General features: G+C 60.1%; 29 protein-coding genes. 12 read left to right on the top strand and 17 right to left on the bottom strand.

The features are described 5' to 3' along the window. Positions 1–79: 79 nt before the first annotated feature. The gene (locus QF043_RS17590; protein ID WP_307419545.1) at positions 80–385 is read left to right on the top strand and encodes a hypothetical protein; all 306 of its coding nucleotides are present in this window, start codon (positions 80–82) and stop codon (positions 383–385) included. Here the strand turns inward: QF043_RS17590 and QF043_RS17595 are convergent, their stop codons facing one another. The 8 genes from QF043_RS17595 to QF043_RS17630 all read right to left on the bottom strand — a co-directional run bounded on the left by QF043_RS17595 (position 386) and on the right by QF043_RS17630 (position 7,935). Beyond that, a complete protein-coding gene (locus tag QF043_RS17595; protein ID WP_307419546.1) occupies positions 386–1,279 on the bottom strand; it encodes a glycine betaine ABC transporter substrate-binding protein in 894 nt (297 codons plus the stop codon). It abuts the gene before it with no gap. Between the two features lie 33 nt (positions 1,280–1,312). Continuing rightward, positions 1,313–1,981, bottom strand: coding sequence for an ABC transporter permease (locus QF043_RS17600; RefSeq protein ID WP_307419547.1), 669 nt, complete (start codon positions 1,979–1,981; stop codon positions 1,313–1,315). A gap of 2 nt (positions 1,982–1,983) precedes the next feature. Beyond that, on the bottom strand, positions 1,984–2,982 hold the full coding sequence (locus tag QF043_RS17605) for an ABC transporter ATP-binding protein (RefSeq protein WP_307419548.1): 999 nt from the start codon (positions 2,980–2,982) through the stop codon (positions 1,984–1,986). Continuing rightward, on the bottom strand, positions 2,979–3,668 hold the full coding sequence (locus QF043_RS17610) for an ABC transporter permease (protein ID WP_307419549.1): 690 nt from the start codon (positions 3,666–3,668) through the stop codon (positions 2,979–2,981). The genes QF043_RS17605 and QF043_RS17610 overlap by 4 nt, the downstream gene beginning before the upstream one ends. 142 nt (positions 3,669–3,810) lie before the next feature. Beyond that, the gene (locus QF043_RS17615) at positions 3,811–4,863 is read right to left on the bottom strand and encodes a GlxA family transcriptional regulator (protein WP_307419550.1); all 1,053 of its coding nucleotides are present in this window, start codon (positions 4,861–4,863) and stop codon (positions 3,811–3,813) included. A 72-nt stretch (positions 4,864–4,935) separates the two neighbouring features. After that, positions 4,936–5,901 carry a S9 family peptidase gene (locus QF043_RS17620; RefSeq protein WP_307419551.1) on the bottom strand — a complete coding sequence of 322 codons (966 nt, stop codon included), beginning with the start codon at positions 5,899–5,901 and terminating at the stop codon, positions 4,936–4,938. Between the two features lie 47 nt (positions 5,902–5,948). Then, positions 5,949–6,833, bottom strand: a complete 885-nt coding sequence (locus QF043_RS17625; protein ID WP_307419552.1) for an amidohydrolase family protein — start codon at positions 6,831–6,833, stop codon at positions 5,949–5,951. Positions 6,834–7,077: 244 nt separating this feature from the next. Continuing rightward, entirely contained in the window at positions 7,078–7,935 is an 858-nt protein-coding gene (locus QF043_RS17630) for a DNA/RNA non-specific endonuclease (RefSeq protein ID WP_307419553.1), read from the bottom strand. 339 nt (positions 7,936–8,274) lie between these two features. On the opposite strand from QF043_RS17630, the gene QF043_RS17635 reads away from it, so the two are divergent. Further along, on the top strand, positions 8,275–9,171 hold the full coding sequence (locus QF043_RS17635; RefSeq protein WP_307419554.1) for a LysR family transcriptional regulator: 897 nt from the start codon (positions 8,275–8,277) through the stop codon (positions 9,169–9,171). A gap of 143 nt (positions 9,172–9,314) precedes the next feature. On the opposite strand, the gene QF043_RS17640 is transcribed toward QF043_RS17635, so the two are convergent. Both QF043_RS17640 and QF043_RS17645 read right to left on the bottom strand, forming a co-directional pair. Continuing rightward, the gene (locus tag QF043_RS17640) at positions 9,315–10,409 is read right to left on the bottom strand and encodes an FAD-binding oxidoreductase (protein WP_307419555.1); all 1,095 of its coding nucleotides are present in this window, start codon (positions 10,407–10,409) and stop codon (positions 9,315–9,317) included. A gap of 25 nt (positions 10,410–10,434) precedes the next feature. Next, positions 10,435–11,289, bottom strand: a complete 855-nt coding sequence (locus QF043_RS17645) for an AraC family transcriptional regulator (RefSeq protein ID WP_307419556.1) — start codon at positions 11,287–11,289, stop codon at positions 10,435–10,437. A 157-nt stretch (positions 11,290–11,446) separates the two neighbouring features. Between QF043_RS17645 and QF043_RS17650 the strand changes: the two genes are divergently transcribed. Then, positions 11,447–11,998, top strand: coding sequence for a GNAT family N-acetyltransferase (locus tag QF043_RS17650; RefSeq protein WP_307419557.1), 552 nt, complete (start codon positions 11,447–11,449; stop codon positions 11,996–11,998). Here the strand turns inward: QF043_RS17650 and QF043_RS17655 are convergent. Continuing rightward, positions 11,962–12,453, bottom strand: coding sequence for a DUF2938 domain-containing protein (locus tag QF043_RS17655; protein ID WP_307419558.1), 492 nt, complete (start codon positions 12,451–12,453; stop codon positions 11,962–11,964). The two genes, QF043_RS17650 and QF043_RS17655, sit on opposite strands and share 37 nt — an antisense overlap. A gap of 81 nt (positions 12,454–12,534) precedes the next feature. Between QF043_RS17655 and QF043_RS17660 the strand changes: the two genes are divergently transcribed. Further along, positions 12,535–12,960: a helix-turn-helix domain-containing protein gene (locus QF043_RS17660; RefSeq protein ID WP_307419559.1), complete on the top strand. Its 426-nt coding sequence runs from the start codon at positions 12,535–12,537 to the stop codon at positions 12,958–12,960. 156 nt (positions 12,961–13,116) lie between these two features. Here the strand turns inward: QF043_RS17660 and QF043_RS17665 are convergent, their stop codons facing one another. Next, a complete protein-coding gene (locus QF043_RS17665) occupies positions 13,117–14,481 on the bottom strand; it encodes a glycosyltransferase family 39 protein (protein WP_307419560.1) in 1,365 nt (454 codons plus the stop codon). Positions 14,482–14,664: 183 nt separating this feature from the next. Next, positions 14,665–15,450, bottom strand: a complete 786-nt coding sequence (locus QF043_RS17670) for a helix-turn-helix transcriptional regulator (RefSeq protein ID WP_307419561.1) — start codon at positions 15,448–15,450, stop codon at positions 14,665–14,667. 96 nt (positions 15,451–15,546) lie between these two features. On the opposite strand from QF043_RS17670, the gene QF043_RS17675 reads away from it, so the two are divergent. Next, positions 15,547–15,798, top strand: a complete 252-nt coding sequence (locus tag QF043_RS17675; protein ID WP_307419562.1) for a hypothetical protein — start codon at positions 15,547–15,549, stop codon at positions 15,796–15,798. Here the strand turns inward: QF043_RS17675 and QF043_RS17680 are convergent. Then, complete coding sequence (locus tag QF043_RS17680; RefSeq protein WP_307419563.1) at positions 15,752–16,600, bottom strand: helix-turn-helix domain-containing protein; 849 nt, start codon at positions 16,598–16,600, stop codon at positions 15,752–15,754. The two genes, QF043_RS17675 and QF043_RS17680, sit on opposite strands and share 47 nt — an antisense overlap. 126 nt (positions 16,601–16,726) lie before the next feature. On the opposite strand from QF043_RS17680, the gene QF043_RS17685 reads away from it, so the two are divergent. From QF043_RS17685 to QF043_RS17705, 5 genes are all read left to right on the top strand, one after another. Beyond that, positions 16,727–16,915, top strand: a complete 189-nt coding sequence (locus tag QF043_RS17685; protein ID WP_307419564.1) for a DUF1656 domain-containing protein — start codon at positions 16,727–16,729, stop codon at positions 16,913–16,915. A 10-nt stretch (positions 16,916–16,925) separates the two neighbouring features. Beyond that, positions 16,926–17,834 (top strand): HlyD family secretion protein, encoded by a 909-nt coding sequence (locus QF043_RS17690; RefSeq protein WP_307419565.1) that lies wholly within the window; start codon positions 16,926–16,928, stop codon positions 17,832–17,834. Beyond that, entirely contained in the window at positions 17,834–19,744 is a 1,911-nt protein-coding gene (locus tag QF043_RS17695; RefSeq protein WP_307419567.1) for an FUSC family protein, read from the top strand. Before QF043_RS17690 ends, QF043_RS17695 begins: the two co-directional genes overlap by 1 nt. Before the next feature lie 269 nt (positions 19,745–20,013). Then, entirely contained in the window at positions 20,014–20,790 is a 777-nt protein-coding gene (locus tag QF043_RS17700) for a hypothetical protein (protein WP_307419568.1), read from the top strand. A 147-nt stretch (positions 20,791–20,937) separates the two neighbouring features. Further along, the gene (locus QF043_RS17705) at positions 20,938–21,393 is read left to right on the top strand and encodes a GNAT family N-acetyltransferase (protein WP_307419570.1); all 456 of its coding nucleotides are present in this window, start codon (positions 20,938–20,940) and stop codon (positions 21,391–21,393) included. Here the strand turns inward: QF043_RS17705 and QF043_RS17710 are convergent, their stop codons facing one another. Next, complete coding sequence (locus tag QF043_RS17710; protein WP_307419571.1) at positions 21,394–21,879, bottom strand: hypothetical protein; 486 nt, start codon at positions 21,877–21,879, stop codon at positions 21,394–21,396. A 261-nt stretch (positions 21,880–22,140) separates the two neighbouring features. Between QF043_RS17710 and QF043_RS17715 the strand changes: the two genes are divergently transcribed. Beyond that, a complete protein-coding gene (locus tag QF043_RS17715; protein ID WP_307419572.1) occupies positions 22,141–23,160 on the top strand; it encodes an alpha/beta hydrolase in 1,020 nt (339 codons plus the stop codon). 43 nt (positions 23,161–23,203) lie between these two features. Here QF043_RS17715 and QF043_RS17720 read toward each other — a convergent pair whose 3' ends face one another. After that, positions 23,204–24,433, bottom strand: a complete 1,230-nt coding sequence (locus QF043_RS17720) for an MFS transporter (RefSeq protein WP_307419573.1) — start codon at positions 24,431–24,433, stop codon at positions 23,204–23,206. Positions 24,434–24,511: 78 nt separating this feature from the next. Then, positions 24,512–25,189 (bottom strand): RraA family protein, encoded by a 678-nt coding sequence (locus tag QF043_RS17725; RefSeq protein WP_065931442.1) that lies wholly within the window; start codon positions 25,187–25,189, stop codon positions 24,512–24,514. A gap of 351 nt (positions 25,190–25,540) precedes the next feature. Between QF043_RS17725 and QF043_RS17730 the strand changes: the two genes are divergently transcribed. After that, complete coding sequence (locus QF043_RS17730) at positions 25,541–26,518, top strand: hydroxyacid dehydrogenase (protein WP_307419574.1); 978 nt, start codon at positions 25,541–25,543, stop codon at positions 26,516–26,518. Positions 26,519–26,540: the final 22 nt, after the last annotated feature.

Below are 26,540 nucleotides of genomic sequence, written 5' to 3' on the forward strand. Positions count from 1 at the left end.
TAGAAGTTGAACGGGTCAACCTGTCCTGGCTGGGAACCACGCTCCCAGGCTGCGCCCGTACCGTTGAGCGAGTTTAATCATGAGCAATGAGCTGTCCCGACTCGAAGCTTCGTTAAGGCTGCACACGGCCCGTTTGAAAAGGTTGCAGCGCTTCTGGGTGCCCCTGCAACGTCGTGCCCCCAAGTGGGTGCTGGCACTGTGGATTGGCGGCGTCTTCCTGTCGCTGGCCAGCCAGTGTTACGAGCACTGGCTGGTAACCGCCCCGATGATCTGCGCATTGATCGTGGCGGAAATTATCGTCGATGAGCGGCAAATGACGCTGTTATTGCGCGTCGATCGCGTGCGCGACCTGCTCAGGGAGGCACGCAACCGCTACCTGTGCTGACTAGAGCAAGCTACTTTGCTGCAAGAACCCCTTGGCCACACTCTCGATGGATTCCCGCCCGACATCGACCCGGGCGTTGAGACCGGCAATGGTTTCGTCGTCCAGCCTGGACGACAGTGCGTTAAGCAATTCCCCCAGCCGAGGGTGTTGCTTGAAGACCTCGGTACGAATCACCGGGGTCAACGCGTAGCTGGGGAAAAAACCCTTGTCGTCTTTGAGTACCACAAAATCGTAGGCCGGGACCCGCCCATCAGTCGACATCACCAACGCCACATCCACCTGACCGTCCCGCAGCGCCTGGTAGGTCAGCCCACCGTCCATGCGGATGACGTTTTTACGCCCGAATTCGAACTTGTACAGGTCTTGCAGCGGTCGCAAGCCATCGGAGCGCGCGTAAAACTCGGCATTGCTGGCGAACTGGTAGGTACCGCCCGCGCCGATGTGCTTCGCCAGGTCGCTGAGCGTGACGATACCGTGCTTTTGCGCCGCGTCATTGCGCATGGCCAATGCGTAGGTCGTGTTGGCGTTTGACCGGTTTAACCAGGTGATGCCCTTCTGCGCGTCAAGGGCACTGACCCGGTTGTAGGTCTCGTCGGCATTCAGGGTGTCGGTGACCTTGTTGTACAGCACCAGGGAAGTGCCGGTGTATTCCCAGTACACGTCGACCTGACCGTTTTCCAGCGCAGCGCGCAATATGGATGAACCCAGGTCCGGGCGTTTATCCACGTTGTACCCGTTAGCGCGCAAAAGTTGCGCCGTCATTTCCGCCACCAGTTGCTGTTCGGTGAACTTTTTGCCGCCCACAACGACCGTGCCGTTGGCAGAGACACTGCCAATACTGCCGAGCACGAGGCCCAGCACGCCGATCAGACAGATAAGTATTCGATGAATCATCCTGCACCTCCTGTAGGTCGTTGGCCTTCACATTCATTCACGTGCTGCCAGCCTCAAGCCCCGAGACACCGCGACGTACTGGATCACGCCGCACCCCAGGTCAACCGCAATGGCTAGAAAAGCCGTCGCCGCCGCACCGGCCAACATCATGGAAAAATCATTAAGGTCGATACCGGTAAAAATAAGCTCACCCAAGCCGCCGCCACCGACGAGGAACGCCAGCGGCGCGGTGCCGACGTTGATGGCGAGCGCCGTGCGTATGCCGGCGAAAATAACGTTCAGCGCGTTGGGAACTTCAACTTTCCATAACCGCTGCGCAGGCGTCATGCCCATCGCCTCGGCCGCCTCGAGCAGATGCTCCGGTACCGCCCGCAAGCCCTCGTAGGTGTTGACCACCACCGGCAACAAGGTGGCGACCCACAAGCCAAAGATTGCCGCCCCACCGCCGACCCCGAACACACTCATGGCCAACGCCAGCAAGGCGAGCTTGGGTATTGCCTGCCCCACATTCAGCAATTGCATGCACGCCATGGCATAGCGCTGGTTCGAAGGCCGACTCATCCACACGCCCAAGGGCAGCGCCACGACCAGCGCCAGGATGCCGCTGACGGCGACGATGTGCAGATGCTGAACCGTCAGGTACGTGATATCGCCCGAGTGCAATTGCATCGCCGCCCAAAATCCGAGCATGAGGTCGGGCATCGTCAACGCCCTACCGGCGTGCTGTTTTCAACCAGCCTGGCCAGGATGTCGGTCTGGTGGACATAGCCGATAAAACGCCCGTCAACGTCGTTGCACAGCGCCCAGTTCTGGCCTCGCCCCAAGAGCTGTGAGAGCACATGACCCAGGTCATCCTGGGGTTTGACCACCAACTGCGCTCGCGAAGACGTTTCGTTGCTGCCACCGCCAGATTGCAACGGCTCAGCAGGCGGGACCTTGCTGGCGACATCCACCGAGCGCAGCAACCGCAGGCGCTTCATGATGCGGTCGCTGCCCATGAAGTTGGCCACGAACTCACTGCTGGGCCTGGCCAGAAGATCATCGGAGCAGCCGAACTGCGCGATTTTGCCGTTGTGGAACAGTGCGATGCAGTCGGCCATCTTCACGGCTTCGTCGATGTCATGGCTGACAAACAGGACGGTCTTGTTAACCTGGCGCTGAATGCGCATGAATTCGTCCTGGATTACTTCCCGGTTGATCGGATCAATCGCACCAAACGGCTCGTCCATCAACATCACGGGAGGGTCGGCGGCCAGCGCCCGGGCGACGCCGACACGCTGCTGTTGGCCGCCTGAAAGCTCGCAAGGGTAACGTCTGAGGAACAGCGACGGGTCCAGCGCAACGACTTCCAGCAACTCGGCGGCGCGCTGGCGGCTTTTGTTTTTGTCCCACCCCAGCAGGTTGGGAACCACGCAGATGTTGTCCTCGATGGTCATGTTCGGGAACAGGCCGACTTGTTGAATCACGTAGCCAATCGAGCGCTTGAGGCTGACGCTGTCCATCTCTGAAGTATCGCGCCCACCAATTTTTATGGTGCCCGAGGTGGGGGTTACCAGCCGGTTGATCATTTTCAACGTCGTGGTCTTGCCGCAGCCCGACGGGCCGAGCAGTACGCAAATCTTGCCCTCTTCCACCGTGAGCGAGACATCTTCGACGGCTGTTATCGAGCCGAACTGTTTGTTCAGGTTGTCGATCTGGATCACGTCGTCGCCTCCTTCATTCGGCCGGCAGCCACTGCGTGCCTGCTCAGCCCCTTTGGCGTCAGCCTGCTCTGCAGGGCGTACAGCGCATAATCGGCGGCAATGGCAATGGCGCTGATCACCAGGGCACCGGTCAACAGCTGCCGGGGGTCCGATTGCGCGATACCGCGAATGATCAGGCTGCCCAGGCCGCCGGCGCCGATGTAGGCTGCAATCGCCGCGATACCAATATTGATCACAGTCGCCATCCTCACGCCTGCCATGATCAGCGGCACCGCAATCGGCAGTTCGACTTTGCACAACCGCTGCCGGGCGGACATGCCCATCCCGATCGCCGCCTCGCGCAAGGCCGGTTCAATGTTGGCGATCGCGGTGGTGGTATTGCGGATAATCGGCAGTTGCGAATAAAGAAACAGCGCAATAACGGCGGGCACCACGCCGATGCCATAGCCAATCAGTGACAGCACCGGGATCATCAAGCCGAACAGCGCGGCCGAAGGGATGGTCATCAGTACCGCAGCAACGGCGAGTACCCCACGACGCGTCCGGGGATGCTCGCTGATCAGGATGCCGACAGGTACACCGGTCAGGATCGCCAGCCCCACCGCGACCGCGACGATAAACAGGTGCTGCCCCAGCAACCGGCTGATCAGGCTGCTGTTTTCCAGAATGAAATTCAACGTTTCCATGGTCCACCGTTCTTACGCCCTGGTTATTGTTATTAGCTGTGCATCGGGAAGCAGGCACCGCACTTGCCTTGAACCTTACCGCGCCCTTGAAGGCTATTTGGGCCTTGGGCTCGACGGTTTCTATCAAAAAACCGCCGTCACCTCAGGAATGTGCATCATCAAATTTCCGCCGTTCTTCCCCCGGCGTGCATCCCCACACACGCCTGTAAGCGGCACCCAGGTGTGACGCGGAAACGAACCCGCAGCTATGGGCAATGCAGGCAATCGCATGGGTGCTTTCACGCAGCAGTCGCCGCGCCTGGTTGAGCCGCAGTTCCAGGTAGAATTTTTTCGGTGTGATCCCGAAGTGCTGGTGCCACAAACGCTCCAGCTGGCGATGTGACAGGTTGCATCTGTCGGCAATTTCTTCGATGCCGATCAGGTTCTCCAGGTTGTCTTCCATGGCGGCAATGGCGGCCGTGAGTCGCCGGTCATGGATGCCGAACCGCCACTGGATCGACATCCGTTGATGTTCTTGCGGCGCTCTTATCCGGGCGTGCAGGAATTGTTCGGCGATGTTCGCGGCCAGCTGATTGCCATGATCCTGTGCGATCTGCGCCAGCATGAGATCGATCGCCGCCGTGCCACCGGCACAGGTCCAGCGGTTGTCATGGTTGACGTACAGCTCTTTGGTGACTTCGAGGGTGGGAAACTCCTCGCAAAACTGGCCGATGGTTTCCCAGTGCAAGGTGCACCGTTTGCCGTCGAGCAGCCCGGCGCGGGCCAGAATGAAGGTGCCTGTGCTCAGTGCCCCCACAGTGACGCCCCGGGCCGCTGCACGCTGCAAATACCGCAGCATTTTCGGCGGCTTCTGACGCTCGATATCCAGGCTGGCCAACACAAACACCCGATCGACCGCGGGCGCTTGATCAATCGCGACGGTGTGTATCTCAATACCGCTGCTGGAACAGACAGGCCCGCCGCTTTCCGTAAGAAGCGTCCACTCATACAGCGTTTTGCCGCTGAGCCGATTCGCCACGCGTAATGGCTCACTGGCACCCGCCAACGCCATCATGGAAAACTGAGGAAGAATAAGCAGGCCGATTCGCTGGGTGATGTAACCCGTTGCAGGCGACGCTGCTGTGCTGGGGTTTACCATTGCCGGATCCTTATCAAGGTGATTCCAACGCCAGCCCGATGGCAGGGTGTTGAACACACCCTGCAAGGGCCTGGCGTTGTATTCAGCCAGATTGAGTCACGGCGAGCCTGCAATGATTGCAAGCTTTCATTACAAGGCTCGCGTGCGGATGGCCTCGTCGATGCTCTGGATCATCGATTTGAACAACGGGTTGTCGGCTTGATTCTGCTGGCCATGTTGCAAGTGCGGGATAATCAGCGCGCTCGGCCCCGCATCCCCCGGATAGCGCCGATGCAGGCGCACGGACTCTGAAGGCATGTGCAGGGTATTTTCAGCGCCGTGCACAATCAGCGCCGGCGGGAAGCCTTGTGCGCCCCCAATGTACCGCTCCGGGTCATAAGCCAAACAGGCTTTATAGGATTTTGCCGTCACGTGAGTGCAGCCGGGCCAGCGGTCTACGCCGCCGGCTTGGGTGTAGCCGCTCAGTTGCTGATCAACGTAGGCCTGGGTCTGCGGATCCAGTGGGTAATAACCCAGGCGGGTCGATTCAGTACCGGTATCGAACGGCGGAATCGGCGCGTCATCCGGCAGTTGGTGAATCGCGGCGTCGGTTGCCTCCGGGTCGGTACGCAACGCCTGCAGTGTACGCAGGCTGCTGTAGCTCATCGGCACCCAGAACCGCACTTGCTCCCCTCCCGCAGCGGCGAGCTCAGCCACCGCACCGAGGCTGGCGACCGCCCCCATCGCCCAGGAGGCCACTACCGGGCTTTGACCAAAGGTGTCACGCGCCCATGCAACAGCGCCGAGGACTTCGTCCTTCTGGTCTTCAAGCATGACCTGGGTGACTTCGCCGTCTGCTGACTGCAGGGTATTACGCACAGACTTATTGGTAAAAAACCCCGCCACGTCGTAGGTCATGACGCGATAGCCCCGGGCTGCCAGGGCGTGGCCGAACAGCTGACCGTACATGCTGACCCCGCCGGTGAAACCTGAGTTGAAAACGATTGGGGGCAGCTGACGCGTTGCAGCATCAAGGTGCTCGGGTTCAAACAATGTTCCTTTGAGGTACAGGCTTGCATCGCCGTACTGCACAGCAAAGCTGATCGCTTTAGTCATGATGGTGGTCATCGCTGGATCTCTCTAGGTATGAATGTGCGCGCAGGTCAACGCAGCCATTGGCCGCATGCGCCCCGAAGCAGTTGGCTGGCAGGGATGGCGGTGGCTTTGGCAACATGCCGTGCCACGGCCTCGACAAAAGCAAAGGTGCGGGGTACATCAAACTGCTCGGCATAAGCCACGCGGTTGCTGCCGACACCCACATGAGGCGCGTCACTGGCCTCAAGCAAAAGGTTGCCGGCACCCACCGCGCGAATGATCCGGGTCACGAACCGAGCGGTTTGCTCAGGGTTGACCGAGGTGCGATAGCCCGGGCCTTTGAACCCCACGTTGCCGCGTCTTGCCGCTTCCGCGAGCAGTGCGCTGTAGGCCGGTTCTGTAGCGCCCCGTTCATAATGGCAACTGCCGAGATGGTCGATAAGCACAGGCACCTGGTCAGGGATCTGGCGCAATACACGCAAGTTGGTCTGCGCCTCTTTGGCGTAGATATGCAGGTGTTGGTGCGGCAGTAGCCGTGCGTAGAACGCCTGCCATTGCTCATCGCAAAAGCTGCCCTCTGCCACGGTTTCAGGCCGGGCATCGTGCAAAACGATGCGGGCGCCGATGACCTGCGGGTGCCCGAGGCGCGCCTGGGTGGCATAGGCCGGTTGCGCCTGGATCGTTCCTGCCAGTTGGATACCGCCATAACGCTGAGGGTGTGCCGCCTGCAGCGCTTGCAGTTGATCAAACGACGCAAAAACGTTTTGCGAGTCCGGCAGGATGCTCAGGTGCACGTTGTTGATGATCGCCGGGGGGGTGCCGGCATCAATCAGTTTATCCAGGTAGGCCTTGAGCGGGTGTGGTTCAGGCAGGCCATAGGGCAGCAGGCCAGCCACGCGCTGAAGATCGTGTGCGGTGTAGAAGTGGACGTGGCTGTCGACTCGTGTTGCCAAGGGTCGTCGGGCTAAGGGTCGTCTGGCTAAGGGCTCGGTGCGCGGCAGCATGATGAGTGTTTCCGTTTTTTTGTACGAAAACAGTAATCGTCATCCAGGTTTTTGCGCTCTCGCCAACCCGACGGGTCGTATCAAAATTTCGCCGTGCATGATTTATCCGAAGTTTGATAGGGCGCAGCAAACGCCAACCTGTGGCGCGGGAGCAAGCTCCCTCGCCACAGGAGTGATACTGATCCTTAACGGATTACAACGCTTGCTGCTTGCAACCCATGCGCCCCGGCAACTGCCCTTGCCTGGCCTTCAACGCAGCCTGCACCGCCTGCGGCAAACCACTCCAGAATGTCAGGCCCGAGCGCTCTTCGATTTGACTCACGGGCACCTGGTAATCGCAGAAATTGGCGCCCTTGGGCGTTTCCTGGTTCATCACGAATGAGGCATACATGCCACCTTCAGGCGAGCTGCCGACGAAGATGATTTTCCAGTAGCCACTGGGAAGGGTGTGCACCTTGTTCGTGCCCGGCAGCGTGCCGACAAAATGCTCATACAGCGGCCCGGTGGCGACGTACACCGCGTCGACTCCCGCCTGCTTGCTGAGGTTGCGCTCCTGGTCTTCCAGGTGCGCCCACGGCCCCTGGTTGAGGTCGGACTTTTGCGGCGTGATGTTCGACAGGTAATTGAGGCTTTGCCAATCCGCTACGCCCGCCATCGAGGCGAGGTTGGCCTGATGGCCACGGTCGACTTTGAGCGCGACATTGGCGCCGTTGTAATCCACCGGGTCGAGGGTTTCGCCGGTCGGGATGTCCGGGTCGGTCTGCCAGTCGCGTGCGCGGCCGCTGGCGGGGGTGGTCTTGGTGATTTTGTACGACACCCAGTTGGCAAACTTGGTCGAACCGTTGTTGTTCAGGGTGTACGCCTGGCGGTTCAGCGTCAGCGGGCTGCCGCCGCTGGGGCAGCCGACCGAGCAGTTGTCGAACTGCCAGGCCTGTTGCGGCTGGGCTTGCGGGGTGATGGCCGATTCACGGGTTCTGTCCGGGGTGGTACAGGCGGCAACCAGCGGTATCAACAGAAACGCTAAGTGTTTGGACTTTATACTTCCTTGCATGGTGTAGCTCCTTGGGTGTAGCAACTTGGGTGAATCAATGACAAAAGGTCTGTCGGCGGCTGCGATCCATCGCAAGCCGACATAAACATTAAACCACTTAAACATTTCAAATTGTGTACAGGTTTCACGGGACGCAAAAAAACCGGTCACGCCGCCGCATGCCCGCCCACACATTCAGATCGCATTACATCAGGTTGCTGCTCGGCTTTTGATCCGTTGGTGAGGATCATGTCAATGCAGGTGATTGGACGCGCAGGCCTTACAATGAGAGGGTCTGCTGCGGGTGCAGGCACGGGCACTTATCATGACCGCTCACTTATTCCCAGGCTGGGGCTTTAAATGGACATCAAGCAACTCAAATTCCTGATCGCGCTGGAGCAGACTCGGCACTTCGGCCAGGCGGCTGCGCGCTGCCATATCACCCAGCCGACCCTGTCGATGCGCCTGCGCAATCTGGAGGATGAGCTGGGCCTGGAGCTGGTCACCCGTGGCCAGCGCTTCGAAGGTTTCACCCAGGCCGGCGAGCGCGTGCTGGCGTGGGCCAGAACCCTGCTCGCCGCCCATGACGGTTTGTTTGCCGAAGCGGCGGCGTGTCGCGGGCAGTTGGTGGGCAGCCTGCGCCTGGGGCTGGTGCCGCTCAGCGGGTTCAACTCGATCAGCTACATCCAGGGTCTGTCCCAGACGTTTCCAGAGCTCAAGTTCAGCCTGTCGTCGATGAGCTCGGACAAGATCATCGAAGCCCTGGGCACCAACCAACTGGACTTGGGCGTGTGCTACCTGGACCACGTAAACCCCAATTACCTGGAGGTTTTCGAACTGGGTGAAACCCGCGTCGGCCTGCTGTACGACACGCGCCACTTCCAGTTCGAAGGCACCGAAATGAGTTGGGAAGACGCCGCGCAATTGCCCCTGGGGATGATCAGCAATGGCATGCACTATCGAAAATCCATTGACTTGAGCTTCCGCAGCCGAGGCCTGGACCCGCAGCCCATTCTCGAAAGCGATTCGACCTATCAGCTGTTCCAGGCGATCCACGAAGGGTTCTGCTGCGCGATCATGCCGCTGGACAGCGGCATGGAAACCCCGATCGAGAACCTCGCCTTTATCAACTTGCCGGACGCCAGCGTGCTCGCGCCGTTGGGGTTGGTGATGCGCAAGACCGAACCGCGCTCGGCCATCGCCGAGAAGTGTTTCGCGCACGCCCAACAGATGTTTGCCGCCCAGGGCACGCACTGACCTGCAGCACGAAAGGACGAGCACCTCCCACTGTGGCCAGCAGGCTTGCCACAGGTCCGGCGTCGCATCACGGTTGTGTAGATAACTGTCATGGAATATTGAAAGTGACTTGAACAGCAGCTGACGGCACAGGGTTCTGACGCTCACACCCGAAAACGCAGCGGCCGAACCTTGCTCAGCAATGGCGAAGGCACGCCGGTGATCAGTTCTTCGCTCAAGAGCCGCGCCAAGGTGGGCGCCAGGGTCAGGCCTGGATGGGCGCTCAAGATATACAGCCTGCCGTCATCGCCCGCTGGCCCCACGATAGGCAGGCCGTCGTCAGACAGCGGCCGCCACCCTACCGCTACGGACTTCAGCACTATGGATTGCGCCCCGTTCAACTGCCCACGAATCGCGTCGAGGGCTCTGAGCCCTATGGCAGCGGGGCCATTTTCCGGCGTATCGTCGATGTAGTCTTCAGCCGCAATCAAGGTATGCGTGTCGCCCTGACGAGCCTCCATGTCGGCGTTCGAAACAATGCCATTGAGCAGTTCCTTCGCCACTTCAAACGTCAGCAGAATCGCCGGGGACGGTCGAATGGGCAGATGCAGGTTTTGATCAGCCAAAAGCTCAAGCACTCCCAAGCCCGCAGCCAGTACCGTTTTATTGCCATACCGATTGCCTGCCTGGGTATGGACGCCGACAACCTGGCCATTTTCAACGAGCAACTGGCGCACTGCGCAGTCGCGAACAACCCGTACGCCAAAACCTTCAGCGGCCAGAACCAGGCACTCAATGGCTTCTACCGGCGAGATGACCCCTGCCGCCTGCGTACAGCGGGCTTGAAGAGGCGGATCAGCAAGGTTGGGCTCAAGTGCTCGGATTTCACTCTGCGAAACAGTACGCGTTTGAAGGGCAGAAAGGCTCAGGCCCGCTGCTGATGTTTGGAGATTTTCCAGGCCCAGGCCATAGGTCAACTCTGCACACCAACGCAACGGGAACGACGGCAACGCAGCCTGAAGGTGGTGATAATCATCTATCACGCTTTGCGCCAAATGCTGCACGGGTTGGATCAATGCACGGGCATTGATCCAACCGAAGGCGTGGCCGCTGGCACCGCTGGCCGGCCGGGCCTCTTCAATAAGCATCACGCGCTGCCCGGCACGGGCGCTGTAATAGGCCAAAGCCGCACCATGAATACCGGCGCCCACAATAATCAGATCATATTGATTCATTAAAACGACTTCCTTGCCTGGCACTGATTACTGCTTCCCGGGCCGCAGATCAGCCCTGCCCGCTTGCCGCATGCTGATGCCTGCGATAGCCGGAAAGTGAAACCCAGGTTTGACGCTTGAAGTAGCGGCACAAGTACGAAGCATCGGCGAAGTTGAGAGCGTCCGCCACACGACCAATCGCCAGGTTACTGTATGAAAGAAGCGCCTTGATCTCCAGCGTGACCTGCCGATCGATCAAGCCCTTGGGGCTGTCATTGAAAAATGCCTTGGTCAGCCGCGACAGGTAGAACGGCGTGATGCTCAGCGCATCGGCGTAGAACTGTACCTCTCGATGGCGGGTGCAATGTTTGCCGATCAACTCCCAGAAGCGCCAGCTGAGCATTTCCTTGCGGCTGAACGCCCGGCCCCCCGTTGGCTGGGCGGGAAGTTGTTCGGCGATTTTCAGGAAAAACGTCTGCAATTGGTTGCGCAGCATGATGTGTCGGTAAGTCGGACAGCTGCCCGCGATGTCGCGCATCTGTGCGACCCAACCCGCTATCAGCGGCCTGTCGTGCTGGGTGGGCACGCAGTGAGGATGGTCGTGCAAAAACACAAACAAGGGGTTTGGCAATGGGTAGGCCACCTCCGTTGCAAAGCGTTTGGGTATCAGGCAAAAAAATACGTTAAACCCACGTGAGCGGCGTTTGAACAAGGCAATCGTGTCCTCAGCCAGTACCACCACGTCACCGCGCCGCACCGCATGCTCTTTGAAATTCAGCGTGAAGCGCGCACGGCCGCAGAGGCACACCAGCACGGTCAGGTACGCATGGCCGAAAGCGAGCGGCAGCCCCAGCCCTTCGGCCAGTGTGGTCTCCCCCATTCGTAGCGGGTCGTCGGGGGCGGAAAGTTTCGGTATGTGATGCATTGGGCCTCAGTACTGCAACCTGCAAGAGCGTAAATCCTATCACCAGCGCACACAGCAGTTTCGATAAGTACCGAAATCGCCAAGGTACTGGCGTGTACCGATCAGGCGCCTGTCACTAGGCTGTGCCAAACGAACCCATCGCTGACGGACACAGGCCATGCCACTGAACACACAACGACTCTTGCTGCGCCCCTGGCAAGACGCAGACGCCGCCGACCTTTACGAATATGCCAAGGACACCCGTGTCGGCCCCATCGCTGGGTGGCCGCCGCACACCAGTGTGCAGAACAGTGCCGAGATCATCCGCACCGTTTTCAATCACCCAGAGGTCTACGCCGTCGAACTCAAAGAGAACCGCCGCGCGGTGGGTTGCGTGGGCATCCTGATCGGCAGCCACAGCAACTTTGAGATCAGCGAGCGTGAAGGTGAAATCGCCTACTGGATCGGCGTGCCGTACTGGGGCAAAGGCCTGATCCCCGAAGCCGTGCGGGAGGTGATGCGGCACGCCTTTGAAACCCTGCACCTCGAAGCGCTCTGGTGTGGTTACTTTGCCGATAACACCCAGTCCTGTAGCGTTCAATCGAAGTGTGGTTTTCGCGTTCATCACACCGAGGAAAACCGATACCACGCCTTCTTCGACGACTATCGGACCGAGCACATCAGCCGTATCACTTACCAGCAGTGGCTGGAACCTACTCCAGCCAGATAAAGCCCTACGCCGAACACCGCATGACTGATCAGACTGCGCAGGCAGTTCTTGCCCGGCGTGGGTGTCTTGGAGGAGGCAAACCCCGCGCCCATGGCAGGCTGTATTACACACAGCGGGACAGCCACGGTGGCGATACCCAGCACCAATGCCGGCATGAATGTGGGCGCCTGCAACCAGGCGACTCCTTCGATCCCCACCAGCAACAGCGCAAACACAACCCCGGTGACGTAGTGCGCGATCCAGCCCAGGGCGACTTCGCCCCGCACGGGCGCCGCTTGGGCAATGCTGCGATGGGTAAACTGCCCGTGGCACGCATGCCCGACCCAGCGCCCCACGAAGGCGAAATTCAGCGTGGGCACCTTGAGCGCCTTCATCAACAGCATCCACATATCCATCACGAGCGTCGCGCCGACCCCCAACAAAATTACCTGTGCAATCACGTGCAGCGATGCCATACCGACCTCTTATTCATGGACCCATTTGACCTGCGCAGGCATCATAGAAGTTGAAGTCAACTTCAAGTCAAGGGTCTGCCAATGGATATCACTGAGGTGGTCAAACGCACGGGCGTGCCGGCTCACACCTTGCGTTTTTATGCGAAGAAAGGCCTGATCACCGCCATCAGCCCACCCGGCGCTCGCCGTCAGTTTGGCGCGGCGGTGATTGAGCAGTTGGCGGTGATCGCCCTCGGCCAGGCGGGCGGCCTGTCGCTGGACGAGATACAGGCCATGCTGTCCCCCAATGGCCAGGCCACGGTGGACAGAACGCTGCTGCTGGCCAAGGCCGATGAACTCGACGCGACGGTCAAACAACTGCAAGCCATGAGCCGCGGCTTGCGCCACGCTGCGGCCTGCCCTGCTCCCGACCACGCGCAATGCCCGAACTTTCGTCGGTTACTCGACATTGCCGCTGCAGGCGCCTTCAAGCGTGCCAGGCACGCGGGCGCGAACCTGACACGTTAGTGTTCAGTTGACCCCTCCGATGCTCGACTGAGGTGGGCGCGTGACATGGTTGTTTGGCTTGATTCCGGGTCTGGCTGCGATTGCAACATGCCTTACCACAACCATGCCCTACCAAAACCATGCCCTACCAAAACCACGCCCTACCAAAACCACGCCCTACCAAAACCAATAGGGCAGAAACTTGGGGGTCGGCTCATCGGCCAATTCCAGGTGGTAAGTAATCGAATTGAAGAAGAACATATCCAGGACCAGAAAGGCGGCAGCACCAAAACACAACAGCACGAATTCCCGTTGTGGATGTGCATGAAACCGTAACTGTATCCAAGGCCGAATGATAATAAGGCCGATCAACCCTGCACACGCGCCAAGATAGTCAGGCCGCAGCGGCGTGGCTGCATACAGGCCATAGATAAAGGCAAGTAACAACATGCCGAGGCCAACCACAGGCAAGTTGAGGCAGAACCTCAGCAACTTGTCGCGGGTACTTGCAAAGCGCTGGCTGCGATCCACGAAGATATAGGCGGCCAATAATGAAATCGCCGGTGTAATCGAAAGGATGTAACGCGCTTTTTTGGAACTTGGAAGTGTGAACAGTACGATCACCACCAACAGCCAACCCGTCAGGTACAGCAGCAGTTGAGTGGCCGGCGCCGGCGAGCGTTCAAAGAAGTGTTTGCCCTTCTTGATCATCACGTTTAGTGCGATAAAGGCAGTGATGCCGTAGGTGAGCAAACCTGCGGAGAAGTAGAAGTAATAACGCGGGGCGTGATCCGTGCCAAAACGCCCCAACCCTTGCATGACCAGCACCTCTTGCAGGAAAGCCTGCCCACCTTGCAGGTAGGCCGCGCAGCTCAGCAGCGCAATGCCTGCGGCCAGCACCAGGCCCGCGAGCAGGCAGAACACCAGCAACAGGCGCCACTGTCGACTTAACAGATAATAGGAGGCGACCACGCCCGCCGGGCCGATCAGGCCAATAGGGCCACGAAAGGCAAAGCCCAGCGCCAGGCCCAGGAGTACCGGCAGCACGTGAAAGCGGTGCGGGTGCCGTTGGCCCGTATAGGCCAGGTAAAAACACATGACGGTGAACAGCGCCGGATAGATGTCCAGCGCCAAGGAATTCACGCCGTCCAGGAATGACCAGGTAAACAGCGCAAAGACCACCGCGTAGGCGCCCCATTTTTTTTCATGCAAGGCGCCCAGCTTGTAAATAAACACCAGCATCAAGGCGGCCGCCACGCAAAAAGGCAGCCCCATCGACAGGATGGATACACGCCCGAACGGCAAGGAAACCAGGTACACAAGCAGTGTATTGAGCACCGTGTAATCAGGGTATGGCTGCAGGTCATCCGCAATGGGAAACAGGGTCACGCCATGGGCGAGCATATACTCGGCAAAGTCGACAAAGCGTGTGGTGTAGTTGAGCACGGCCGGTTTGTATTGCAGCGCAGCCAATACAATAAACGCCACTATAAATATAGATGAACAGGGCTTGTTTACAGCCAGTTCCTTTAGCCTTTTCATGCGCGCCTGCTGCCTGTCGAAAACGCGCAGGCTAGCATGTTGTTTTTTCGCTCATCCAGACTGCAAAGGTAAAGAGTTGTAAAGGTTATACGCTCTGTATATTCAGTTTAATTCGGCCTGAACACCAGCTGAATAACCATCAATAAAAGTGCAAACTGCTAACTTCAGGTATTGATTTTTTACTTATAAACGCTCATGCGCCGTGAAGTAACGCCCAGGCGTCACCCCAAACGTGCGGCGAAACAGTGCGATAAAAGCACTGACGTTGTCATAGCCCAACTCCAGCGCCACACGCGTGACCGGCACACCCGCCGCCAGCCTCTCCAGCGCGCGCAACAAACGCACGCGCTGGCGCCACGCGGTGAAACTGAACCCCGTTTCCAGCACAAACCGACGCGTCAGTGTGCGCGGGGCGATGCCCGCCCAGGCCGCCCACCCCTGCAGGTGACGCTCGTCGTCCGGGCAATCGGACAGCGCCTGGGCGATCTTGCGCAGGCGCGCATCCTGAGGCATCGGCAAGCCCAGGGTCACACGTGGCAAGGTCCGGATCTCATCCACAATCACCCCGGCCAGGCGCAACTGCGCAGCGTCCAGCTCAGGGCCCTGCCAGGCGGCAGCGCGCATCACCGCCTCGCGCAAAAGTGCGGAGATTGCCAGGACGCAAGGCGTATCCGGCAGCTCGACACAGCCCTGCGGCGACACGTAGACACTCCACCCCGCGAAGGGGCCGTGGGAGCGCGCGCCATGGGAGATATTCGGCGGGATCCACACCGCATGGGTCGCCGGCACCACCCACTGGCTGGCGCCGGCGTCCACTGATAACAAGCCGTGGCGTGTGCCCAGCAACTGCCCACGCGCATGGCAATGGCGCTCGGTGATACGCGGTTCAGCGTCCACTCGGACCACGGCGACAACCAGCGGGCCATGGGCAGCCGTTAATACCGAAGAGGGAATCAGCGCAGCGGACATAAGTGGCCTTGATGGACTATTGATTGTCTTCAATAGCGTACCCAGGCCACTTTGGCGCGTCTATAGTCGCAGCCTCAACTCCCAGGAATACACAACATGCGCGCCGAAGAACTGTTGCCCGATAACCAGAATCAGACTGAACGCCACGGCGTTGTCATCCGCAAAGGCAGTGTGGGCGCCTTTCTGGTGAATGCCCGGGCCTGGTGTGATCCAAACACCGATGCACAACAGCGAACCATCGCCGAGCAGGACCTGCTGGCGCTGCTCCCTGCGTTACGCGCGCTGGGGCTGTTCGAGGTGTTCAGGGTTCGAGACCCGCAGTTGCAGCGCCTGGTGGATCAGTATTGAGCGCACGACTAGCGGGCTGCGTACTGCGGATATAACGTGCCGGCGGTGAACCCAGGGTCTTGCGAAACATACTGATAAACGAGCTGACCGACTCATACCCCAGCGCCTCGGCGGTGCGCTGTACCGACTCGCCTTCGGCCAGGCTCTGCAAGGCCACGATGATTTGCCATTGCTTGCGCCACTGGCCAAATGTCAGCCCGGTTTCACGCTTGATCAAACGCGCCAGCGACCGCTCGCTCATCGCCACTTGATGTGCCCAATCGGCCATGGTGCGGCGGTTTTCCGGGGCCTGCGCCAAGCTGCGCGCAATAGCGCGCAGTTGCGTCGAAGCCGGCAGCGGCAGGTACAGTTGTTCCGAGGGCGCCTGCTCCAATTGTTCGAGCAGGACGCTGGCCAAGCGTGCGGTCGCACTGTGCGGCGGATAATCCTGCTCCAGACTGCCCAGGTGCTTGATCAACTCCAAAATCAACGGCGACAACACCAGGGTGCAGCATTTTTGCGCCAGCGCGGCGGCCCCCGGTTCTATGAATAAAAACCCGACTTTGCCGTTGGCGGTGATGCGGTTGCTGTGCGCAACCTCGGCCGGAATCCATACGCCGAACCCTGTCGGCACCATCCACACGCCATCCTCCACGGTGCACACAATGCCGCCATGATAGGCCACCACCAGTTGGCCTTTACGGTGGCGGTGTACAGCGTATTCGGCGTTGTGGCGCTGAGTGCCCAGCATCATCGCGACTGCGGGCTGATGCAGCGCATCAAACTCAAACTGTTCAACCGTGTAGAGCGTGGTGTCGTCCATTAGCTGCCACTCGCGTGTCCGAATTTGATTATAGGTTGGCAGCATACTCAATATCGGCACACTCGAGCATTCCTTACCATCGTCAACAGGGCCTTCAGCGTGAAGGCCGATGGCGAGACTCACGCAATGCTCAGCGAAATCACGATTGCCAACCTCTACCTGCCGCCTTTCCTGCTCTACCTGGGCGCTGCCGCGCTGATTTACGCGGCGCTCGACCGCCTCCTGCGAGGTTGGCTGGATTGGACCTGGCACCCCAGCCTGACGCGGTTCTTTGTGTCCGTGATCGTCCTTTCAATACTGGTAGTGAAGCTGTGAGGACCACGCCATGACGCTCGATAAAATCCTCAAGAGGCTGGTGACCCTTGGGCTTGGGCTGCTTGCTGTATTTTTCTGCACCCAGTTGTGGCGTGCCTATGTGCTGGCGCCCTGGACACGCGACGGGCGCGTCAGCGCGCAGGTCATACGCATTGCGCCCGAGGTGTCCGGCCAGGTCGAACAGTTGCAGGTGGGCGACAACCAGTGGGTGGCCAAGGGTGCCTTGCTGTATCAGATCGATCAGCGCGCCTACCTGCTGGCCCGGCAACAGCGCACGGCTGAGCTGGCCCAGGCGCGCAGCGTGTTCGAGCAGCGCAGCGCGCAGTTCAGGCGGCGCCAGCAACTCGGCGACGCCATTGCGCGGGAGCAGACCGACAATGCCGCCCAGGACCTGGCCGTGGCCAAAGCGCGGGTGGACGCGGCCCAGAGCCAGTTGGCCCAGGCGCAGCTGGACCTGGCGCGCACCACCCTTCGTTCACCCGTCGATGGTTATGTGACCCAGCTGCGCTTGCAGCCGGGGGATTACGCGGTGGCGGGCAGCACCAATATCTATGTGGTCGACAGCCACAGTTTCTGGGTTACCGGGTATTTCGAAGAGACCAAGCTGCCAGGCATTCGGGTGGGTGCGCCAGCGTCGATCAAGCTGATGGGGTTTGCCCCGCTGCTTTCCGGGCATGTCGCCAGTATCGGTCGCGGGATTGCCGACGGTAACGAGTTGCGCAGCGACAGCGGCTTGCCCCAAGTGGCGCCGACGTTCAGCTGGATACGCCTGGCGCAACGCGTGCCGGTACGCATTGAACTGGACAGCGTGCCAGCGGGTGTGGAGCTGGCGGCAGGCATGACCGCCAGCGTCGAAGTGACTGAGGCCGGTGCCGAGCCGCATGGGCGACTGACTCGCTGGCTGCAGGAGTACCTGTGATGACGGGGCCGGTGGCGCGCATGTTGGCCGTACTGCCCGGGGTGTGGACGCCCGGCTCGTCGGGCTACGTGTTTCGCAGCCTGGCGGCGGCCTCACTGGCGTTATGGCTGGGCTTGCACCTGCACCTGGACGCCCCCTTCTCGGCGACGTCGACCGTGTTACTACTGATTCATCCGCTACAGGGCGCGGCGGTTGGCAAAGGCCTCTATCGGGCGCTGGGCACCGGGCTGGGGCTGGTCGCGGCGGTGTTTCTGACGGGTTTGTTTGCGCAGAAAATGTTGCTGTTTATCCTCGGAATCGGGCTGTGGCTGGGGCTGTGTGTCGCCGCCATGACCTTGCTGCGGCACTACCACGCCACCGCGGCCGTGGTCGCCGGCTACACCGTTTGCCTGGCGCTCGGCCCGGCGATCGTCGCCCCGGCGCAAGCGTTTGATCATATCGTCACACGGGGATCGGCAGTGGCGCTGGGCGTGTTGAGCTTGAGCCTGGTGGCCACGCTGTTCGGACGCAAGACGGTCGAGCAGCAACTCAAGCAGGTGCTTGGGGATGTCTGCGCTCGCACGCTGCGGTTGCTGGCGGCTCACTATAGCGGTGAACGTGAGACCTCTACGGCCGAGCAAGGCCAACTCGGCATCGACATCGGCAAGGTGGATGACCTGCTCGGGGTTGGTCGAGGTGAGTCACAGCTGATCCGCACCCGACTGTCGACCCTTCAGGCCGGGCTGGCGTATTTGCATGCCGCCGTCCTGCACAGCGTGCCGACCTGTGCGCCTGCTTTACCGGCGTGTATTCACACGGGCCAGGCGCTGCAGCAAATGGCCGAAGCCCGCCCGGACTTTTTCACGACCGCCGCGCAGGTCAAGGCCCTGCAAGACCGCCTTGAGGGTGAACCTGAACACCCCGCGCAGCTGAGCGAGCCACTGGCAGACCTGTCCAGCGCCCTGGAGTGCTTTGCCTGCCTTGAGCGCACCACCCCTGCCCCCGCCCGTGCGGTCGGTTTCCACCGCCATTATGGCGATGCACTGCGCAATGGCATTCGCGCGTTGGTCGCAACATTGGCCACCGCCGCCGTCTGGTACCTCACGGCCTGGGACCAGGGCCCGTCGTTGCTGGCGGTTTTGGGCCCCTATTGCACCTTGCTGGCGGCCACTGCGGCGCCCACTCGCGGCGTTGCGGCGTTCTTCAAGGGCACGCTGTACGGCATATTGGCGGCGACGGTGTGCAAGTTTTTATTACTGCCTCATATCAGTGGCGTCGCGCTGCTCATCGTCGTACTGAGCCTCTTCTGGATCATCGGTATTCAGGCCACCACCCGGCCGCGACACGCGTTTCAGGGCATTGCCTACCTGGTCACCTTTAACACGCTGGTCAGCACCGGCGGCACAGCTCAATACGACTTCATCGACTTTGCCAATCAGGCGCTCGCGTGGCTGGTGGCACTGGCGATTTGCCTGTTGGCGTTCCAGCTCCTGCCCAGAAACGCCGAGCGCCACGTGCGCGCAATAAAGCGCGCCGTTCACGCCAGCACCCGACAATTATTGCGCGATGGCGCGCGCCTGGACCTGCTCAAGTGGCAAGCCCGGCAACAACACCGGATCGTGTCGTTGCAGGCGCTGGCCGGCCCGGATGCCCCAGCGGTTCACAGGGCTGGCTATCTGTCACTGCAACTGAGCCGAAGCCTGCAACGGCTGCAAGCCCAGGCCCGGCATCTGCCCCCCGGCACACCGCTCGCACGCTGCGCACAAAGTGGCGCCCGGCGCTTGTCCCGGTTTGCCGCTCACCCTGCGCTCAATGCCCTCCAGGCCCGACGCACGGCCCACGCATTGACGCGTTTAGGCGCACGCGAACTGGCGGGTTGCTACCAGGATGCGGCCGATCTGCTGGCGCAATACGCGCGTGCGGAGCGTTAAGCGTTCGAGCTGACAATCATTGACCCGTGGCGAGGCAGCTTGCTCCCGTTGGACTGAGTAGCAGGCCCATTTTTGGGGCCGCTTCGCACCCCAGCGGGAGCAAGCTCCCTCGCCACAGTTGCGAAGCGACAAAACCCGAACTACTGTTTATTTATACAGCATGCAGCGCACGCTTATGCTGTAGAAAAAACAGCGCCATGACGGCGGTCATGCGCGTCGGGCCATGTCGACCCACACCCAAGCACGCACATTACTTAAGGATGAGTATCATGAACGACGACTTGCAGCAGTCAGGCTCCACCACAACCACCCAGGCCACCGTCTCCCAGGAGCAGATCAAAACCGGCAGGGTCCTGGATTTCACCTGGGCGCCTAACGCCAACACCACCAGCACCATCGTCTCGGCAGACTACATCGACTACCAGGTCGATACCTCCCAGGGCAGCCCTACGGGCGACAGCCATTCCATTGCCCGCTTTACCTATGCCCAGGGCAAGGGTGGCGGCCAGATCAGCACACTGTTTCTCGAAGAACTACGCGCCGGTGTGCGTGCCAACACCCGGATCGGGCTGATGGTCGGGCGCAAATGGGCGCTGGACCCCGGCACAGACGTCTCCGGCAGCATCGGCACCTATGTGCTGGAACAGTTCGATGACATGCGCGCCAGTGTCAACTATGTCGGCACCTTCGCGCGCGTCTTCGCCGACCCCAGGATGGTCACTTACCACGCCGGGGGCCACGTGCACACCAGTGCCTCAATCACGGCCAGCAGGCCCTTGACCATGGCCGATTCAGGCAAGTCGATCCTGGTGATCAGCAACACTGACGTCACACTCACCCTGGGTGACAATGTGACTGAAGGGTTCAAGGCCACGCTGATCCAGGCGGGTGCCGGCAAGATCAACATTGCGACATCGGGCAGCCACACGCTTTACAGCAACGCAGGGGTGCGAACAAACACGCTCAATCCACTCGATGAGCTGGAAGTCAGTACCTTCCCGGCCGGCCCGGTGTTCCTGGCGTTCCGCGTCAGGCCTGGCGCTTGACACGCTGACAGCAAAGCGCTGGCCAGGGAGGCGTTCAAGGCCAGCGCTACCTGTATGCTGCTGATGCACGTGCCGATGGTACTTTTTTGAGCACTGCAAACGCCTTCAACACTCACACCTTACCCATTCGCTCCAACGGTGATTCCAATGCCCCAAGACCGACACCCGCCGGCCCCTGAACACCGGCTAATCCGCCAGGCCACACCTGATGACGTACGCGCCCTGGTGGAGTTGGACGCCTACGCCACAGCCCACGCTCATCGGCGCGTGTTTATCCATGACGCGGTGATTAGCCAACGATGCCTGGTCGTCGTCACGGCCGGTGAATGTGCGGGCTACCTGGTGTTGACTGATGAGTTTTTCAGCTACGATTTTGTGGCGCTGGTGGTCGTGTCGCCGATGCATCAACGCCAGGGTCTGGCGCTGCAATTATTGGCGGGCGCAGAAGCGTTGTGCAAAACGCCCAAGCTGTTTGCATCAACCAATGCCTCCAACCTGGCGTCCCAAGCCATGCTCGCCAAGGCCGGGTTTATACCGAGCGGGCAAATCGAGAACCTTGATGAGCACGACCCTGAGAGGGTGTACGTAAAATTCATAAAATGATCAACGAGCCGCCCCAGGCCGGCCTAAACCTTCCCCGTAACCTCCCAGTGACCAGCCGTAGGCCAGGTTACGTTCTGGGTCTATGACCAGGTAATAGTCGTACCCTGCACCGTGGCAACTATGGAAACTTGCTCGGCCTGACGCCTGTACATCCTTCAAGCCACGGAAGAACTCTTCAACCTCGTAGACCCATCGGGTCCTCGGCAGGCGCAATTGGTCGGCCAGCAGTTCGCTACATTCCTCGGGTGGCCTATTGGAAGCACTCGCGTAACTAAACCAGACCTCATTCGTATCAATATCGTGTGTTTCACGAATGCCAACTGCCGACGCTGGCAATTGGCTGGGCAGCCACCGCCCTGGCCCTATCGCGCCGGCATCGAGCGCCGCCGCATAGGTTTCGTAGCGGCTTGATGAAATGTCCAGTCGCCCGCAGGCCAACAGGGCCAGTGGAACGAACAGGAAAAATAGTTTTATCCGCAAAAGCATTCAGCGACTCCACACAAACACAAAGAGGACGGGGCAACCCTGCAAGCATGCGGCCAACCTACCCTCATGATCCTGATGCGATAGGCGACTGTAACCACCAAAAATAGGCGCAGCGATGCTAAAACACCTGATGTGGCGACCGTTCAACATCCTATCTGTATGACATGAAGGCATTCTCATAGGGGAACAAACGGCGAAACATACCGCTCAGTATAGTGTGGCCGCTTCGCCTCTACCGGCCGGCAAGCAGGAGGATAGCCTTTGTCCATTTCCACGCTGACTTCGCGTGTTTACAGCACGCCCCGCCATACCACGCACTATCTGGAGTCGGGCCCGGCCGATGGGCCGTTGATGATATTTCTGCACGGCTGGCCCGAGCTCAGCCTGATCTGGCGCGCGCAAATCGAAGTGTTCGCTGCCCAAGGCTGGCACTGCGTCGCACCCGACATGCGCGGCTATGGCGGCTCCTCTGCGCCCAGCGCCCTCAATGCCTACACCCTTGAAAACATCGTGGCCGACATGGCAGAGCTGCATGACCATCTCGGTGGCGCACCCGCCATTTGGGTGGGCCATGATTGGGGCAGCGTGGTGGCAGGTGAACTGGCCGCCCATCAACCGCAGCGCAGCCGTGGCGTGGTGCTGGTGTCGGTGCCCTACTTCCCGAGCACCAACGCACTGCCCACGCTCGTCCCGCTGGTGGACCGAGCGCTCTATCCGGTGGACCAGTACCCTGATGGTCAATGGGATTACTACCGCTACTACAACACGCACTTTGCGAGCGCTGTCGCTGATCTTGATGCGGATAAAGCCGCATCGCTGGCGTCTATTTATCGACGCGGCGACCCGGCGAACATCACCAAGGTGGCATCAAACGCGCAAGTGACCCGCAAAGGTGGGCGGTTTGGCGAGGCGCATCGGGCGCCACCTACTCAACCCGACCTGGCGCTATGGCCGCAGGCAGACTTCGCTGCACTGGTGCACAGTTTCGAAACCCATGGTTTCCGCGCGCCCTGCGCGTGGTATTTGAACGACGATGCCAACATCGACTATGCGCACCGAGCGCCCGATGGCGGCCGCCTGTCATTGCCCGTGCTGTTTGTGAACGGCGACTACGACCCAATGAATACCATCAAGGGCAATCGGTTGGGCGACCCCATGCGTGCGGCTTGCGCAGACCTCAGCGTAACCAGCTTGCCCGGTGGGCATTGGTTGCCGGTGGAGTGCAAGACCGAACTGGTCGAGGTCATGACTACCTGGCTGCAGAGTAGAAATTTACCGTAATCCCTAAAACAGGAATGGAGTCGTTTCAGCAGACAGTCGAGCATCACTGGCGTTCACGCGCTTTGCGGTCAACCCATGCGCTCGCCCCCTGATACACCAACAAAAATGCACCGGCCAGCAACAAGGTCCATTGCACACTGAAGGCAGCGGCCGCCAGCCCGGCCAACAGCCCACCAATGGCCTCAAAGCCGAAACGCATGGCGATATAGAACGCGATCACTCGCCCCCGCAACGCCTCGGGGGCGGCGCTTTGCAGGGTCATGTTGCTGCTGACATTACTCACTGTGATGCCGAAACCCAGACCGGCGAGTGCGATCAGGGTGAACCACAACGGGGGATTGGCGGCTACTGCACACAACGATATCGCGCACACCCATGCCCCCATGCCAATGATGCGTTGCAGGTTCGACGCTCCGCCGACGAACGCCAGAAAAATCGTCGCGACAAACGCCCCCGCGCCGGCGGCACCCCATAACCAACCCAGGGTTTGTGCGTCACCCGAAAACACGTTTTTTGCCAGAATCGGCAACAACACGGTGTAGCAGGAAGCCAGCAGGTTGACCATGATCACGCTGATCAGCAGGCGCCGGATGTGCAGCGTGCGCCACAAATATCGCAGCCCCTCACGGAATATTTCTCCGGTAGAACCCTGGGCCTTGGCTTGCAAACGGCTTTGCACCCTGCCCAGCCCGATCAGCAACATGCCAAACGCGACAGCCGTCAGCAGAAAACAGCCGGCCTCACCACTCCAGTTGATCAGCAGCCCCGCCAAGGGTGGGCCGATGAAGCGGGCGGCGTTGATCAGCATCGCATTCAATACAAGGGCGTTGGGCAGGTCCTTGGGATCATCGACGAAACTGCTGATCAGCGCCTGGCGCAGCGGGGTTTCCAGGGCATTGAGCAAGCCCAGGATCAGTGCCATGACGATGATCACCTCCCGGTTCATCCAGTGCTGCCAGGTCAACACGGCCAGGACCAGCGATTGCAGGGAAAGCAGGGTTTGCACGCCCATCAACAGGCGGCGCTTGTCGTGGCGGTCCGACCAGGCTCCCGCCAATGGCCCGATCAATAACTGCGGCAGCAACGTCAAAAAGGCGATCGTACCCAGCAACACGGCCGAGCCCGTCAAGTGATAGGCCAACCAGGCCAGCGCGACCTGTTGAATCCATTTGCCGAGGGTGGAAAGGCCCTGGCCCACAAAGTAGATCTGGAAGTTGCGGTGGCTCAGTGCGCGAATCGGCGCGGGCCATCGGGAGGTGGGAGCAGAAGTCACAGCAAGCCTTTGAGTTATGAAGACTGCGACGCCTTACCCGTGAACCCTGGCCGAATGCTACGGCCAGGGTGTCAAGGATCAGCCAGGGAATTCGCAACCCTTCTGTGTAAGAGATTTCAAGACCCAGGTTCGGTCGTTTTCACCCAGGGCAATCTGCTCAAGCTGCTTTTGTTCGGCAGCATGCTTGGCGTGGGCACGATCATACACTTCACCCACCTGGTCAAACGGCACGCAAAGCAAGCCGTCTTCGTCGCCGATCATCAGGTCGCCGGGTTCGATCACCATGCCATCCAGTGCAATCGGCACATTGACTTCGCCGGGGCCATCCTTGTACGGGCCGCGGTGTGTAACGCCGGCGGCGAACAATGGGAAGTCACCCGCGCCGATGCTCGCGGCGTCCCGAATCGCACCATTGATCACAATGCCGGCCACGCCTCTTCTGGCCGCATACGCGACCATCATTTCACCGATCAGCGCGTTACTCAGGTCGCCGCCTGCATCGACCACAATGACGTCGCCCGGCTGCGCGATATCAATGGCGTAGTGCAGCATCAAGTTGTCGCCAGGGCGGGCCTTGACAGTCAACGCCGGCCCCACCAATACGCCCTGGCGATGCATGCTCCGCAGGCTGGCGCCGCCGGCAGTCATGCGATTCATCGAGTCGCTGATATTGGCGACGGGCACCGTCCGATAGCGCTCAACCCATTCGGCAGACACTTTGCGATCTTGTTTGAGCACTCTGAAACCAATGGACATGGGGACACCTTCTTGTGTTTTTTGTAGGCCGTGCGTGATTACGAAATCACTTAAAATGAAACGACGTTTTAAAATTACCACTTCATTTTTTGCCTTGCAAGAGAGCCCTGCAGGCAGCTCATCACCTCGCCCTCACACCCTTAACGCTCTAAATCAGGCGTAAAAATGAGCTAAACATGTGATTTATTTAGAATATATGCGCCGCTCGACGGCGACAAAGATCGCGCATTCACCTCTACACCAATCTTTTTTAATTGCAACGACGTTTCATTATGATAAGTTTCAGTCACCGCTGAGGGGCATCTCACTCAACCTCAGCTGCACACAGATAAAAAAACCAAGGTGCGCAACATGACTCGAACCCTTCTGCTGACCGGCCCTGAATTGACGGCCGAAGCCATGGCCTTTGCCGCTTCACACGGCGTGCGTGTGATACCCACCATCCCTTACACCGCCGCCGAAGCATTGACTGCGATCATTGCGCGCGAGCAACCGGACGCAATCATCGTCCGCCAGGGCCACCTGACGCGGGAAATGATCCAGGCGTCCGCGCAGTTGAAGATCATTGCCAAACACGGCGTGGGCTACGACACCATCGACGTTGCGGCCGCCGCCGAACGCGAGATTCCCGTGACCATCGCCCTCGGCGCCAATGCGCAGTCGGTCGCCGAGCACGCGCTGGCGCTGATGTTCAGCGTCGCGCGCAACACTGCCCTGCTGGATGCACGTATGCGTGATGGGCACTGGGATAAAGCCCACTCGGTAGGTATCGAGCTGTCAGGCAAGACCCTCGGCCTGGTTGGCCTGGGCTCAATCGGGCGGATCCTGATGGACCTGGTCGGCCCGCTGCGCATGCAGGTCAAGGTCTATGACCCGTACCTGAAAAGCCTGCCCGACTTGCCCAACGTTGAGCAGGTCAGTGAATTCGAAGCCCTGCTGGCGGGCTGCGATATTATCAGCCTGCATTGCCCGCTCACGGAACAGAACCGCAACCTGTTCGGCGAGGCGCAGTTCAAGCGCATGCGCCCAGGCAGCCTGCTGATCAACACCGCACGCGGCGAGCTGATTGATACCGACGCCTTGGTACAGGCACTGAGTACGGGTCATATCGGCGGCGCCGGCCTGGATACGTTCAACCCCGAACCGCCGCCTGCCGATTCGCCGTTATGGGGCCTGCCGACCCTGGTGGCGACCCCCCACGTCGGCGCCAATACCGCCGAAGCGCGGGACCGCGTGGGGCTGCTGGCGGTGCAGCAGATTATCAATTTCTGGGACGGTATCGCGCCCGACCCGCGCGCAGTGGTCAATCGTCACCTGTATGCGCAGTGATTGAACTCATATAGCCCGTGCT

This window comes from Pseudomonas sp. W3I7, assembly GCF_030816095.1.
GTDB classification, from domain to species: Bacteria; Pseudomonadota; Gammaproteobacteria; order Pseudomonadales; family Pseudomonadaceae; genus Aquipseudomonas; species Aquipseudomonas salomonii.

Coding starts and splice junctions, on each gene's coding strand:
- QF043_RS17655 (WP_307419558.1), bottom strand. CDS start 12,453: ATGGCATCGCTGCACGTGATTGCACAGGTAATTTTGTTGGGGGTCGGC.
- QF043_RS17630 (WP_307419553.1), bottom strand. CDS start 7,935: ATGCAAGGAAGTATAAAGTCCAAACACTTAGCGTTTCTGTTGATACCG.
- QF043_RS17700 (WP_307419568.1), top strand. CDS start 20,014: ATGAACGACGACTTGCAGCAGTCAGGCTCCACCACAACCACCCAGGCC.
- QF043_RS17675 (WP_307419562.1), top strand. CDS start 15,547: ATGCGCGCCGAAGAACTGTTGCCCGATAACCAGAATCAGACTGAACGC.
- QF043_RS17690 (WP_307419565.1), top strand. CDS start 16,926: ATGACGCTCGATAAAATCCTCAAGAGGCTGGTGACCCTTGGGCTTGGG.
- QF043_RS17685 (WP_307419564.1), top strand. CDS start 16,727: ATGCTCAGCGAAATCACGATTGCCAACCTCTACCTGCCGCCTTTCCTG.
- QF043_RS17650 (WP_307419557.1), top strand. CDS start 11,447: ATGCCACTGAACACACAACGACTCTTGCTGCGCCCCTGGCAAGACGCA.
- QF043_RS17730 (WP_307419574.1), top strand. CDS start 25,541: ATGACTCGAACCCTTCTGCTGACCGGCCCTGAATTGACGGCCGAAGCC.
- QF043_RS17660 (WP_307419559.1), top strand. CDS start 12,535: ATGGATATCACTGAGGTGGTCAAACGCACGGGCGTGCCGGCTCACACC.
- QF043_RS17600 (WP_307419547.1), bottom strand. CDS start 1,981: ATGCCCGACCTCATGCTCGGATTTTGGGCGGCGATGCAATTGCACTCG.
- QF043_RS17665 (WP_307419560.1), bottom strand. CDS start 14,481: ATGAAAAGGCTAAAGGAACTGGCTGTAAACAAGCCCTGTTCATCTATA.
- QF043_RS17590 (WP_307419545.1), top strand. CDS start 80: ATGAGCAATGAGCTGTCCCGACTCGAAGCTTCGTTAAGGCTGCACACG.
- QF043_RS17595 (WP_307419546.1), bottom strand. CDS start 1,279: ATGATTCATCGAATACTTATCTGTCTGATCGGCGTGCTGGGCCTCGTG.
- QF043_RS17705 (WP_307419570.1), top strand. CDS start 20,938: ATGCCCCAAGACCGACACCCGCCGGCCCCTGAACACCGGCTAATCCGC.
- QF043_RS17710 (WP_307419571.1), bottom strand. CDS start 21,879: ATGCTTTTGCGGATAAAACTATTTTTCCTGTTCGTTCCACTGGCCCTG.
- QF043_RS17645 (WP_307419556.1), bottom strand. CDS start 11,289: ATGCATCACATACCGAAACTTTCCGCCCCCGACGACCCGCTACGAATG.
- QF043_RS17670 (WP_307419561.1), bottom strand. CDS start 15,450: ATGTCCGCTGCGCTGATTCCCTCTTCGGTATTAACGGCTGCCCATGGC.
- QF043_RS17725 (WP_065931442.1), bottom strand. CDS start 25,189: ATGTCCATTGGTTTCAGAGTGCTCAAACAAGATCGCAAAGTGTCTGCC.
- QF043_RS17610 (WP_307419549.1), bottom strand. CDS start 3,668: ATGGAAACGTTGAATTTCATTCTGGAAAACAGCAGCCTGATCAGCCGG.
- QF043_RS17620 (WP_307419551.1), bottom strand. CDS start 5,901: ATGACTAAAGCGATCAGCTTTGCTGTGCAGTACGGCGATGCAAGCCTG.
- QF043_RS17635 (WP_307419554.1), top strand. CDS start 8,275: ATGGACATCAAGCAACTCAAATTCCTGATCGCGCTGGAGCAGACTCGG.
- QF043_RS17680 (WP_307419563.1), bottom strand. CDS start 16,600: ATGGACGACACCACGCTCTACACGGTTGAACAGTTTGAGTTTGATGCG.
- QF043_RS17695 (WP_307419567.1), top strand. CDS start 17,834: ATGACGGGGCCGGTGGCGCGCATGTTGGCCGTACTGCCCGGGGTGTGG.